At 40.7% G+C, this 12,060-nt stretch carries 13 protein-coding genes; 9 read left to right on the top strand and 4 right to left on the bottom strand.

What is annotated here, in order from left to right; translation table 11 throughout:
* Positions 1–18: 18 nt before the first annotated feature.
* Both JWG44_RS04790 and JWG44_RS04785 read right to left on the bottom strand, forming a co-directional pair.
* Positions 19–498: a hypothetical protein gene (locus JWG44_RS04790; RefSeq protein ID WP_408611879.1), complete on the bottom strand. Its 480-nt coding sequence runs from the start codon at positions 496–498 to the stop codon at positions 19–21.
* A 107-nt stretch (positions 499–605) separates the two neighbouring features.
* A complete protein-coding gene (locus JWG44_RS04785) occupies positions 606–974 on the bottom strand; it encodes a TRL-like family protein (RefSeq protein WP_408611882.1) in 369 nt (122 codons plus the stop codon).
* Between the two features lie 121 nt (positions 975–1,095).
* On the opposite strand from JWG44_RS04785, the gene rocD reads away from it, so the two are divergent.
* Together rocD and JWG44_RS04775 are read left to right on the top strand one after the other, a co-directional pair.
* On the top strand, positions 1,096–2,337 hold the full coding sequence (gene rocD, locus JWG44_RS04780; RefSeq protein WP_205273815.1) for an ornithine--oxo-acid transaminase: 1,242 nt from the start codon (positions 1,096–1,098) through the stop codon (positions 2,335–2,337).
* A 23-nt stretch (positions 2,338–2,360) separates the two neighbouring features.
* The gene (locus tag JWG44_RS04775) at positions 2,361–2,690 is read left to right on the top strand and encodes a hypothetical protein (protein ID WP_205273814.1); all 330 of its coding nucleotides are present in this window, start codon (positions 2,361–2,363) and stop codon (positions 2,688–2,690) included.
* 1 nt (position 2,691) lies between these two features.
* On the opposite strand, the gene JWG44_RS04770 is transcribed toward JWG44_RS04775, so the two are convergent.
* The gene (locus JWG44_RS04770; RefSeq protein WP_205273813.1) at positions 2,692–3,288 is read right to left on the bottom strand and encodes a hypothetical protein; all 597 of its coding nucleotides are present in this window, start codon (positions 3,286–3,288) and stop codon (positions 2,692–2,694) included.
* Between JWG44_RS04770 and JWG44_RS04765 the strand changes: the two genes are divergently transcribed.
* Complete coding sequence (locus tag JWG44_RS04765) at positions 3,287–4,399, top strand: hypothetical protein (protein ID WP_205273812.1); 1,113 nt, start codon at positions 3,287–3,289, stop codon at positions 4,397–4,399. The two genes, JWG44_RS04770 and JWG44_RS04765, sit on opposite strands and share 2 nt — an antisense overlap.
* A gap of 42 nt (positions 4,400–4,441) precedes the next feature.
* Here the strand turns inward: JWG44_RS04765 and JWG44_RS04760 are convergent, their stop codons facing one another.
* Entirely contained in the window at positions 4,442–5,506 is a 1,065-nt protein-coding gene (locus JWG44_RS04760; protein WP_205273811.1) for a M23 family metallopeptidase, read from the bottom strand.
* A gap of 711 nt (positions 5,507–6,217) precedes the next feature.
* Between JWG44_RS04760 and JWG44_RS04755 the strand changes: the two genes are divergently transcribed.
* From JWG44_RS04755 to JWG44_RS04730, 6 genes are read left to right on the top strand one after another with little or no spacing between them, the layout of a single operon-like run.
* Entirely contained in the window at positions 6,218–6,745 is a 528-nt protein-coding gene (locus tag JWG44_RS04755) for a flagellar protein FlgN (RefSeq protein ID WP_205273810.1), read from the top strand.
* 30 nt (positions 6,746–6,775) lie between these two features.
* Positions 6,776–8,686: a flagellar hook-associated protein FlgK gene (flgK, locus tag JWG44_RS04750; protein ID WP_205273809.1), complete on the top strand. Its 1,911-nt coding sequence runs from the start codon at positions 6,776–6,778 to the stop codon at positions 8,684–8,686.
* 39 nt (positions 8,687–8,725) lie between these two features.
* Positions 8,726–9,991, top strand: coding sequence for a flagellar hook-associated protein 3 (locus JWG44_RS04745; RefSeq protein ID WP_205273912.1), 1,266 nt, complete (start codon positions 8,726–8,728; stop codon positions 9,989–9,991).
* Between the two features lie 50 nt (positions 9,992–10,041).
* Complete coding sequence (gene fliW, locus JWG44_RS04740) at positions 10,042–10,494, top strand: flagellar assembly protein FliW (protein ID WP_205273808.1); 453 nt, start codon at positions 10,042–10,044, stop codon at positions 10,492–10,494.
* On the top strand, positions 10,495–10,749 hold the full coding sequence (gene csrA / locus JWG44_RS04735; protein ID WP_205273807.1) for a carbon storage regulator CsrA: 255 nt from the start codon (positions 10,495–10,497) through the stop codon (positions 10,747–10,749).
* Between the two features lie 49 nt (positions 10,750–10,798).
* Positions 10,799–11,596 (top strand): LA_1326/LA_4305 family lipoprotein, encoded by a 798-nt coding sequence (locus tag JWG44_RS04730; protein WP_205273806.1) that lies wholly within the window; start codon positions 10,799–10,801, stop codon positions 11,594–11,596.
* The last annotated feature ends 464 nt before the right edge of the window (positions 11,597–12,060 follow it).

Here is a 12,060-nt window from a genome sequence, read left to right as displayed (position 1 = left end):
GTTCTTAAAAAATTGAATTCAAAATTCTTGGATAGCATAACTTTTAAATCGAATACATCTTTTCTGAACGAGCCAGAACAAGAAAGAAGTCTGTTCAACGTCCAATTTGGAATCGAAAAGCGCTTTGATTTTATTCTTTTCCATTTCCTGTTTGAGCTCGTCGTAAAAACTCGTTTTTCCGAAAACGAAGGAAACGGGAACTAAGGACTGCTGTTCGCCTTGACGCAGCGGTAAAATTAACGTTACTCCTCTTTGACATCCTTGGCTTTGTCCTTCGAAACGGATGATTCTATGTTTAGACCAATCCCAATCGTCGAGTGAACCGTGAAACATGTCCTTGTGCGGAAGAGAGGATGTGGAATGAATAAACCCGTCAAACCCGACTAATTTCAATCTTGTGGACGCATTTCCATAATGAACCGAAGGGTCTCGAAAATACGTACCTGCAACGGACACGCGATTTTCAGGCGAGAGAAACGAGTCGGTAGGATAAGGCATCGGATTTCGTTTAATCAGAGTTCGTCGATTTCCGACAGGCAGCGCACAGTCTAACATCAAAACCGACCCGATTAAAAGGATTAGAATAGAATAATTCGCGCGCATGATTATTCTTTTTTCATCAGTCTATGAGGGAGTTTTACGCCGATTCCCGATACCCGGGTGCATTTATAAAAGTAAAGATTAAAGAGAAATGATTTCACATAGTAGTCCGTCTGCACGTCGAAAAGTAAATCGGCCTTGTCTTGAATTGCGTTCTGTACGGCCGCTTCATAACTCTCGTCGCCGGTATAAACGAGCCATAACCATCCTTCTCCGCAGGATTGTCCCGAAAGTTTTCCAACGGGTTCCATTCCCCTTACGTCCGTATAACTCTGTGAGTAGAACCAACCAGGGGTTTTTACATTTGTGTAAAGACAATTTCCAATTGTAATAAATGTAATGAGAAGAATGAAATACATTCTTATGGCCGAAATCTTCATGGAGTTTTCCTAATAGTTGAAATCTTTTTGAAAGAATGATTCTCGAAAATGAAAAGTCAAGGTAAAAGAAAAAAATTTCCTTGTGTGAAGCGAATCCGATTCTTCAATAGGGAGTATGTCGCTCGTTCAAAATTCGTCTTATTACATTCAGTTGGAAAAGAAATTCGGGGCTTTTAATTACGAACCTCTTCCGGTTGTCTTGGATCGAGGAGAAAGAATTTATCTTTTCGACGTGGAAGGAAAAAGGTATTTCGATTTTCTTTCCGCATATTCCGCGGTGAACCAAGGACATTGTCATCCGAAGTTAGTTCAAACTTTAATCGAACAATCACAAAAGCTCACTCTGACTTCAAGAGCCTTCTATAACTCCAAACTAGGAGAATATGAAGAATACATAACGAAACTTTTAAATTATCAAAGGATTCTTCCTATGAATACGGGTGTTGAGGCTGCGGAAACCGCGGTCAAACTTTGTAGAAAGTGGGGTTATCAAGTCAAAGGAATTCCGGAGAATCAAGCCAAAATCATTTTTGCTTCCGGCAATTTTTGGGGAAGAAGTATCGGTGCGATCTCGGCTTCGACCGACCCTTTGAGCAGGAGAGAGTTTGGACCTTACGTTCCCGGATTTGAAATCATTCCGTTTAACGATTTGGATGCCCTTAAAAATTCTCTGCAAGATCCGAACGTCGCAGGATTTATGGTGGAGCCGATTCAAGGTGAAGCCGGTGTGATCGTACCGAATGACGGTTATCTTGCTTCCTGCAAAAAACTTTGTGAAGAATCCCGCGTTCTTCTGATCTTTGACGAAGTCCAAACCGGATTAGGAAGAACGGGAAAACTTCTCGCAGGAGATTACGAATCTGTAAAGCCCGATATTGTCGTCCTCGGTAAAGCGCTTTCCGGTGGAATTCTACCTGTCTCTGCGGTTTTATCCAATGATGAGATCATGCTTACCTTAAAACCGGGAGAACACGGTTCAACCTATGGAGGCAACCCGCTCGCAAGCGCCGTAGCAAAATGTGCGATAGAAGTTTTGATCGAAGAAAAGATGATCGAAAACTCGTTCAAGATGGGAGAAGTTTTTCGAAGCAGAATGAATATTCTAAAATCTAAATATGATGATTTGAAGGAAATTCGCGGAAAAGGTTTGCTGAATGCGATCGAGTTTCGAGTAAAAGACGGAAAATCGATCGCTAAAGAAGTCTGTAAGAAGTCAATGGAGCTCGGCCTGCTTGCGAAAACTACACACGATCACACCGTTCGTTTCGCCCCTCCTTTGGTCATTCGATCGGAGGAGATGAACGAAGCATGCGACATTATCGAAAAGGCCGTAAAGTTTTGTCTTGACTCGAAATAAAATTTCAATTATCCAAAAGACAAATGCAAGCCGACGATAAAAAATACATTCGGGCATGGAAGAAGTTAAGCGTTTCCGAAGTCTCTTCTCAATTGATGTTGATCGACGATTTGTACGGAACCTGCGCAAATTGTAAACATCTAGGCCTAAACTACACGAAGGACAAAACGTGTCCCGACTGTAAGACTCGGTTTCGTTACTTGGCTACAAATTCTAAATCGGTTACCGATGTCGCGAAAATATTAAACCGGTTGGAAAAGGAAGGTTTGGATCTGATTCTCATCGATCGTGAAGACTTCAATCAGTCCAAGGCAAAGGACGCAGTTAAAGATCTATTCAAACCGGTAGAATGATTTACTCCTTTTTTTTATTCAGGATATTCTTCAAACCCTGAATCGATCTTTCTAATTCTTCCATGTCTTCCTTTAATGAATTCGGATCGGAAATCGTTTTAGAATCAGACGCGTAAAGTTTGGCGTAACCGTTCGCCATAAGATTTTGAAACGTTTTTTGAATGTTGTTAAGCGCGCTTTCGAGATCTTTTGGATGGATTTTATTCTTTCTCTGATAAAGTTTTCTCCAAAAGACAAATCCGAAACGAAGTATAAAGAAAAAGTAAGCCGGGATCAGGAGATAAAACGCGGTCAAAAGAACGGGACCGATGTTCCACGTTTGTGAAATCGAATGATGAAAAAAGGATCGAAGGACGGAAACGATCAGAACTCCCAACGTATAATTCAATCGACTCGTGCCGGGCGAAATTGTATTGAACAAAAATACTAAGACAAGGGAAAAAATCAAAACCAAAAAAAGATCTAAAGGAACAATGGAGAAAAGGATCTTCAAAAACGAAGTAATTACTCCTACCGTTTCTAGAAATGATTGGATAGACTGAGATAGGCCGTCAAAACTCGTTTTCAGATCTGAAAAAAAACCGGTAATCTGACTCATGAAATTACTCCAAAAAATTCCTGGCTGGAAGAAACTCCAAACCTTCCGTTTGAAACTGCAAGAACTTTCCTTTTTAGGAAAGCTCTTCCTCATCTATTCTCTCGTTGGAATTTCGTTTCTTATCTTACATGAAAGTCATCTTCCCATTTTCTTTATCTTAATTCTTGTTTTAGGCGCTTACGCGGTGGCCTCTGCCTTTTTCTTTTTAATTTCGTTTGCGTTTGGAAAACTGTTAAAAGAAGAATCCGTCAAAAGATATCAAATCGGCCCCGATTCAGCAAAAACAATCGATACGACCCGGATCATCCTCAATCCGATCGTGGAAGCTGCGGTTTTTGTATCGTGCATTCTTCTCTTATTGTTAACCGACTTTTATTCCAACCGTTCGGGAATTTTTTTCGTCGCTGTCTATTCCGGGATCGGTCTGACTTTTCGCTTTTTAGAAAGCACCGTTTTTTATCGAATTTTTCTTTTGGGACTAATGGTCTTAACCGGTGGTTTGCTGAGTTTCAAAACTTTACAAAAAGCTGAAATTCTGACTTCTTATATTCTTTTTAAACCGAATTGGGAAGAGAAGGAGCTTACGAATTGGGAATACGATTCGGATTCAAGAATCGTACAGAATTCCGATATCCGGGTTCAAATCACATTACCTGAAGATTTTTACTTTCACAATCCGAAAAATTTAACCTTAAAAGATCAAACCGGAACCGGACAAATCGCTGGAATCATTTCTTCGAGTGAAACAGATCCGAACCGTTATCCTTCCATTCGAATTTTTTATTTTCCGGAACCGTTTTTGGAAATCGATAAAATTAAGCCTGAGTTTCTGAAGTTTTTAGACCTTGCCATCAATCAAGGCGATATGGTCGAAGTGCACGAGTTAGGCGAAGAAAATTTTGAGAAAAGAATGGATGGAGTTTTTTGGACTTACTATGACAATCTAAGGCCAAGATACGCAAAGACCGGATTTTTTATCTCCTCAGGGGACAAACTACCCGATTCTCTTCTTTTTCATATTTCCGAAAGTCTTGTCAAAGGAAGACAACATGAAGAGTCGGTGGAGAAAATTCTTCAAAGTGTAAAGAGGGAAGACTCTGGGAAACTCTAAGATTACCTTTGGATTCTTTTTTTATTATAGAATCAGAACTTATTAGAGACCTTCCTTTTTTTCAAAAAGTTTTAATCCTAATACTGAGCGCGGATCGACCAAGGTGCCTCTCACCCGCATTCCCAAATGCAGGTGAGGGCCCGTCGACATTCCGGTAGATCCGATCTTTCCGATGGGATCTCCTCTTTTCACTTTATCGCCTACTTTTACGTTTAGCTCGGATTGATGCATATAGAGAGAATAAACTTCAAGACCGTGATCAATGATCGTAAAATTTCCTTCATAATACATCGGTCTCGATAAGATAACCGTTCCGTCGTTAATCGCATAAATTGGAGTTCCGAGCCCTCCTTTAAAATCAACACCCCCGTGTGCTTTTCCTTTTGTCTTGTTATAAACCCTTCGTTTGTAGAATGGACTCGTAAAATGAACTTCCTGTACGGGAAAAACAAAGTCCGATTGTATTTGAAGATCGCTCTTTGTTTGAAAAGCTTGCGTTTTAGATTTGGAACAATCGGCGATAAAGTCTAGGGTCTCTTGGGGTAATACTTCCGAAGTATATTTTTTATCCATCGTCAAAGAGGAGACTTTCGTTTCTGAAAAATTCGTTTTTTGAATCGGAATTTCGTACTCTTTGAAATCGTTTTTTCTAAAAAGATTCTTATCTTGAATTTCTAATATTCCACTTTTCTTATCGAATTCAGGTGAAATGGGAATCCAAGCATAAAAAACGGAGTCCTTTTTCGTGTAAGGGATTTCCTTTTTCTCCCAGAAAATTTTGATTCTATCCAATTTGGATAGTATAGTTTTTTCAGGAGCGAGTTTTAAGAGCAGAAGTTCTCCTTGGGCAAACCTTCTGCCTTGGATGGAAAAGAAAAAAAGCGGCTCCTTCTTATTAACAATCTCAAAGTCGCGAAGCTCTTTTTTAGTTTCCTTCTTCGCCTTGGGGGAGGAGTCGGATTCCTTTTTAGAGTTTGTGGAAACCGCAGACGCAATTTTGGTTTCTTTTTCCTGCGATGAAGGTTTGTCCTTGGGAAAGTTTGGGTCGTTCTTAAAAAGTAAAATGAAGACGGCGGTAATAAGGAGAATTCTAAGAAATTTTTGCATCGTATCCTGCTATGGCTAAGGTTATAAAAGTAAGTATAAAAACAAATCGATTTAAAGGAAATAAATTATGGATACGAATGTATACAAATCAATAACAACTCTTTCTTTCTAAATCAGACTCTTTTTTTAAAGGATTTCTATCTTTGTAAAAATTCATAAATTGACGGATTGAGAATCTCCGAGATTTGGTGATGAAGCCGATGTGTCGCAAAAAATCTTTGGTTTCCTCCTTTTTCAAAAATGTATGTGTCTTTCCCCGGAAAATTTTCGCCGACTTGGAATTTCCTTGCCCCTTCCTATTCGTGATGGAAGAAAAAAAATACCGTTTTGTATCAACGAAACATGAATCGCAACGATCGACAAGAAGAGCAATCTTCTCGTTGCGATCGAAATCGTACGGAAATAAAATTCCTTTATTCGAAGTTTAATAAGAAAATTCCAAAACATTCAAAGCGCTTTTGAGGGAAAGGAGATTCCGGAAGAAAGGAATTGACGTTGAAAAATTTCGCTCTTTCATCTATCTCTTTTTTTTTCGGATCAATCCTTTCCTTTCACCGGTTTTTCTTCTTTTTACTTTCCGAATTCTTCTTTGCCTTCTTCTTAATTATGTCTTATTAAATGACTTCCGATAGAATCCGCATTTTCTTTGAAAATTACCTAAGCAAATTTCCGTTTTTACCGATTCTTCATAGCAGGGATCGGATAAAACAGATGAAACAAGAGGAATGGTTGGAGCAACTTACGAAACTTTTTCAGGAAGAGATCAATCTCTACTCGAATGTCCTGGAACTGGAAATACAAAAGTCCGCCGCCGTAGTTCAAGCGGATGGGAAGGCGCTTGAAACGATTACAAAAAAAACTTATGAACTTCTTGTGATGGCTTCTGAAATCGAGAGAGTTCGAATGAAATCGATCGAGGAAGTATATCGTTCTAAAAATTTCGCTCTTCCGGAAAACGGAGCTCCGACTTTGTCCGATTTTTTAAATCAACTGGATAGAGAATCTAACTTCCGTCTAAAAGAATTCGGATCTTCGTTGAAAACGATTCTTCATCGTTTGAAAGAGAAGATAAAATCCAACGAAAAATTAATCATCACTCGTCAGGAAATTCTTACCCGCACGATCGAAGCCGTTAAAGAGAAAGCTTCCGAATCGGGTTTGAGTACATACGGTTCCGGAAAAAATCCGGAACGAAAACAAGCTAAGAGACCGGCTCTTATGCTGAACGCTTCGGCGTAATCATAGATATTTTCGTAATAGGAGGATGCCATGGGATCCACATTTTCAGGTCTTGAAATCGGAAAGCGGGGTTTAACCGCTCACCAACAGGCGCTTCAGACAACTGGTCATAACATTTCGAACGCGGATAACAAGCAGTATGCGAGACAAAGAGTCACGATGACTGCGATGGATCCTTTGTATGATCCTTCCCTCAATCGTTCCAATCTTCCGGGACAAATCGGTCAAGGCGTGGAAATCGCTTCGATCGAAAGAATTAGAGATAACTTCGTAGACGATCGAATCATTGAAACATCCGGAAACAAAGACTATTGGGCCGCTCGTAACGAATATCTTTATCAATTGGAAACCGTCTTTAACGAACCGAACGGTACCACACTTCGAACTCTTATGGATAAGTTTTGGTCTTCCTGGGAAGATCTTGCAAATTATCCCGAAGACAACGCACATCGGTCCGTGGTTCTGGAAAGAGCGAACGGACTCGGAAGTAGAACCGAAGACGTCTATCGCAAACTCGCTCAGTTGAAAGATCAGGCCAACCGAGAAATCGAAACAAAAGCGTATCACATGAATACGATCGCGGAAAACATTCGCACCTTAAATGATAGAATCGGTAAATCAGAAGCGTTAGGCGACAGACCGAATGATCTCTATGATAAAAGAGACGCGCTTCTTCAGGAACTTTCCTCGCTCGTGGACGTTACGATCGGCCGTTCGGACGAAGACGAATTGATGGTTTTTATCGGACAACAGATTTTGGTCCAAGGTAATAAAGCGAACAAGATAGATATTCTCGGCAATCCGTCAAAGGACGGTCTTTTGGATCTTTACTGGGCTTCAACGGGCGATCCGGTTCTTTTGAGAAAGGGAAGATTGCAAGGTTTAATCGAAGTTCGTGATAAGATCATCCGCGAAAAAATCGATCAGGTGGATTCACTTTCCATCAACGTGATGGATGCAGTGAACGAAATTCATAAAGACGGTTTCGGAATCAACGGGAACACGAATCAGGCTTTTTTTAATATTCGATCTTTGTCAATTAACACTTTTGGCGAATACGATTCCAATGGAGACGGACAAAACGACGTTACCGCAATCTTCCGTGTTACCGGTAGAAACACGATCGATCCGGATCGTCCGGTTGGGATCAACGGAACTATCAGCCTTAATCAATCGGACGCGAAAGAAGCACCCGTGTTGATTCCATATTCTTCCAATGATACATTGAACGGGATCATCAAAAAAATCAACGCATCACGTTCCGGAGTTGTGGCTTATATGAACCATGACAATCAATTGGCTCTGAAAGCGACCGTTGCCGACGATCACCCTAATAAGAATTTTATCTTAAGACATATCGAAGATTCCGGCGACCTTCTCGTCGGAATGACCGGTATTTTGATGGCGTCGGGTCCATCCGGAGCTTACGACTACAAACGTCTCGGCGAAATCAATAAACTTCAGTCTCGTCCGGAAGACATTACTCTAACACCGCACTTCCATCCTTCTTCGCATTTTAGAATCGCGGATTCAATAGCGAATAACGTTGCGAACATCGCGGCCGCTCGCGGTAAGGACGTCGGCGGAACCGGCGATTATAATTCTCCCGGAGGGCATAAGGACGGACGAAACGCTTTGATGGTCGCTTCCGCACTGAGAAACAATCCCGTTATGGTGGATTATTCTAAGACGACCGATGATTTTTATAACACTTTGATTTCCAAGTTAGGAACGGAAGCAAGAGAAGCGAAGCAAGAATTCGGTATTCAAAACGATCTCATGTCCGAATTGGAAAACATGAGACAATCCGTGATGGGGGTCAATCTAGACGAAGAGATGGCCAATATGGTTCAGTTCCAGCATTCTTACAATGCTTCGGCGAAAATGATCAACACTATGAACGAGATTCTAGATACGATCATCAATCGTCTCGGCGTGTAAGCTCACAAAAAGTTTCGTGAGTAAGGAGAATATTTTATGATGCGCATAACAAACATGATGCAGAACAACAGCTTGGTTAAGAATTTAAACAGACACCAAGTACAAATGGACGAAACTCAGAATCAACTCGCGACCGGACAAAGGATTCGCCTTCCGTCGGACGAACCCGGACGTGCGACCAATCAAATGTTTTTTCGTTCCAGACTGAATGAGTTAGATACGTTTCAGAGAAATATAGACGACGGAAATTCCCGTCTTCAACAGATCGATGGGGAATTGGATCGGATCGGATCCCTTTTTCAAAGGGCGAGAGTTCTCGCGGTACAAGCTTCGAACGGTATCTATCAAGGCGATAAAGGTTTTGAACTCGAAGTTGCAATCGGAAAGGAGATCGATGAAATTTTAAGAGCTCTTGTCGATATAGCAAACACAAGAGATGCGACCGGGCGTCCTTTGTTCGGCGGTCACGTAATCGAAAGACCTCCCTTCGAGCCGATAGAATCGAAGATCAAAGGTCTCCAAGGAATCGAACTCAAAAATCAATTTATCGGCGTGGAGTATCGAGGCGATATCGGAGAACAACTTCGCGAAATTGAAAAGGGTGAATATATTCCCGTCACGATTCCCGGAAACAAAGTTTTCTGGGGAACTAACATGAGTATCACGAGTAAGGTGGACAACTCAGGGTATATCGCGTCTTCCGATCAAAAATTTAAGATTGATGGAGTGGAGATTCATGTTTCCGCAGGAGATACGATCGACGACATCATCGATAAAATCAACAATTCTCCCCTGGAAGTAAAAGCGAACAAATTGGCGCAGGACAATATCAGTTTGAGTTCGACGGCTCCCCATCAGATCTGGATGGAAGACACGGAGGGTGGAACGATTCTCCGAGATATCGGACTTGTGGATTCTGCGACCTCCGAACCGCCTAACAACTATTCTAAGTCGGCGACGGTAACAGGGTTGTCAGTCTTTGACGTGATGATTCAGTTCCGAAACGATTTGATCCAAAAGGATCAGGAGCGAATTTCAGGCCGAGACCTTCAGGACTTGGATTTGGCTATGGAGAATATTCTTCGTTACCGCGCCGTCGTCGGAGCGAGAATGAATCGGATGGAAGAACACGCACAAAGGGTCGACTTTGATAAATCTTACATGACCGAACTTCTTGCTAAAAACGAAGGAGTGGATTTTCCGGAGACAATCATGAACATGAAGTGGCTGGAAACGGTTCACCAATATGCGCTCAACGTCGGATCTAAAATCATTAAACCGACATTGATGGATTTTCTGAGATAAAAAAATAGATAGAATGTTCTGAATGGAAAGCTCTGGGGTAAGAATTTAAAATGGGAATCGAGATTCAAACAAAACCGTTTGGAAAGATACAAATATCGGAAAAACAAATTCTTTCTTTTCCGGAAGGTCTTCTTGGGTTTGAAGACTACAAAAACTTTGCTCTGATTGAAGAGGAGGAGGAATCCGTCTTCAAATGGTTGCAATCCACGGAAGAAGTGGACTTAGCCTTTGTCGTGATTCCACCTTCGCTCTTTAAGAAAGAATACAAGCCGTTGATTCCCGAACAAGAGCTTCAATTGATCGGAATAGAAGAAATCAAAGATGGTCTGACTCTTGTCATCGTAACGATTCCGGGCGAAGATCCCGCATCGATGACGGCGAATATGCAAGGCCCGATTCTCATCAATAAAGTGAGTCTTGTTGCGAAACAGTTTATCTCAAGAAACGAGTCTCATTCGGTGCGCGAAAAAATTCTCGAAACCGCAGCAGTGGAGATGAGTTAAGTGCTGGTTCTGGCAAGGCGAACCAACGAGTCGATAATGATCGGCGATGATATCGAAATAGTCATCGTCGATATCAAGGGAGATCAGGTAAAGATCGGCGTTAAGGCTCCCCGAAAAGTTTCCGTTCATAGGGCGGAGGTGTATAAGGATATCCAAGAAGAAAACAAAAAAGCAGCCGGCACAAAAATCAAACCGGAAGATCTTGGAAAAATCGGGAACATTCTTAAAAAGAAAGATTCGGATAAAAAAGAATAATTCTTCTTGATCGATTCCGATTTTAGAGAAGACTTTTTCGAGTTCGCTTATGAATCGGTTTGTTCCAATCCCTGTTGTTCTTATTTTTCTCTCCTGCTTTTCAGGAATTCGAAAAGAACTCAATTATTCTTCGGATTCCATTGCATTCTATTCCTTTGCAAAAAGCGCCGAACTTCCATCCTGGATCGATACGAATGCGAAATTTCCGGCGAACTTAGATTCTAACGCTTACGTAAAAATTCTGGAAGAATCCCTGTTTCAACTCGGAAATAGAAACGATTCTTTGGTCAACGATACTGCGTTACGTATCTTTCCAAAGGAACTGAGCAAAGAGATTTCCAATCGTTCTTTCGAAAAACTCGAAAAGTCACCTGAACAAATTTATCAACTTTGGATCTTAAAAAAAGAAGATTCGATAAATCCGGGAAGAAGAATTCGAAGAACAGTTTTTCTTTTGTATCCTACTTCGGAAGCGATTCACTTTATTTTTTTCGAGTTGAATCAGTTTATAGACTTTCAGACTCCGTATTCGTTTCAGGATTGGTCCAACTTTTCGATTTCGGAATCGAATCTTAAACCTTCGCTGGAAGTTTTCATTCCGGATTCAGCAATCGGTAAACTCAAATATTTCAAAGAGGAGCCGGGAGATGAATTCAAGAAGTTTCATATTCTTGCTCATTTTCAAACTCAATCACACACAACGCCCGAAACGTCGGACGCCTTAAAAAAGATAAACATAAGCGATTCCGAAAAAAGATTGATCGAACTTAAAGGTCTGTTTGATAAGAAGTTGATATCGGAAGAAGAATATAAAAAGAAACGAGAAGAAATCCTAAAATCGCTCTGAAATTGTCCGAAACTTCAACTGACTCAGGTTATAATTAGAGTCTGTTCAAATTCCGTAACTAGTATTTGTCTTTGATTGAGGTTTATCCGTTGTTTTTCTCGAATTTTAACTGGGAAAGGACGCATTACGTATTCTTAAAATAAGTATCGAAATTCTTTCTAAATTCTTAAATAAAAATCGAAAAGAAGAAACAGGTGTTTTTTTCAAAAAATCGGAGCGGCTCGATAAAGAGCCACTCCGGAGAGAATAGTGAAGAGAATTGGATTTTTCCGCTTCAAACTCTATGGGAAGTCTAAAACGGAAAAGTTTCCTATATTGAACATATCCGGAAAACCGGATCTAAAAGACAGAGAAAAAATAGGCTCAGCTTTATATTTTTGAGTAAAGAAAAAGTTAAAAACTAAACGAAGAATAAATTATTGAGTAACTTGCATTCGATCTGTCTTTTTTTTTATCAAATCGTC

The sequence above is a fragment of the Leptospira ainazelensis genome (assembly GCF_016918785.1).
GTDB lineage: Bacteria > Spirochaetota > Leptospiria > Leptospirales > Leptospiraceae > Leptospira > Leptospira ainazelensis.
This window is presented reverse-complemented; position numbering and strand designations above follow the sequence as displayed.

Excerpts from the sequence above, each read along its gene's own strand:
- JWG44_RS04760 (WP_205273811.1), bottom strand. The coding sequence starts at position 5,506 with ATGCAAAAATTTCTTAGAATTCTCCTTATTACCGCCGTCTTCATTTTA.
- JWG44_RS04775 (WP_205273814.1), top strand. The coding sequence starts at position 2,361 with ATGCAAGCCGACGATAAAAAATACATTCGGGCATGGAAGAAGTTAAGC.
- flgK (WP_205273809.1), top strand. The coding sequence starts at position 6,776 with ATGGGATCCACATTTTCAGGTCTTGAAATCGGAAAGCGGGGTTTAACC.
- JWG44_RS04765 (WP_205273812.1), top strand. The coding sequence starts at position 3,287 with ATGAAATTACTCCAAAAAATTCCTGGCTGGAAGAAACTCCAAACCTTC.
- JWG44_RS04790 (WP_408611879.1), bottom strand. The coding sequence starts at position 498 with ATGCCTTATCCTACCGACTCGTTTCTCTCGCCTGAAAATCGCGTGTCC.
- rocD (WP_205273815.1), top strand. The coding sequence starts at position 1,096 with ATGTCGCTCGTTCAAAATTCGTCTTATTACATTCAGTTGGAAAAGAAA.
- JWG44_RS04755 (WP_205273810.1), top strand. The coding sequence starts at position 6,218 with ATGAAACAAGAGGAATGGTTGGAGCAACTTACGAAACTTTTTCAGGAA.
- JWG44_RS04770 (WP_205273813.1), bottom strand. The coding sequence starts at position 3,288 with ATGAGTCAGATTACCGGTTTTTTTTCAGATCTGAAAACGAGTTTTGAC.
- fliW (WP_205273808.1), top strand. The coding sequence starts at position 10,042 with ATGGGAATCGAGATTCAAACAAAACCGTTTGGAAAGATACAAATATCG.
- JWG44_RS04745 (WP_205273912.1), top strand. The coding sequence starts at position 8,726 with ATGCGCATAACAAACATGATGCAGAACAACAGCTTGGTTAAGAATTTA.
- JWG44_RS04730 (WP_205273806.1), top strand. The coding sequence starts at position 10,799 with ATGAATCGGTTTGTTCCAATCCCTGTTGTTCTTATTTTTCTCTCCTGC.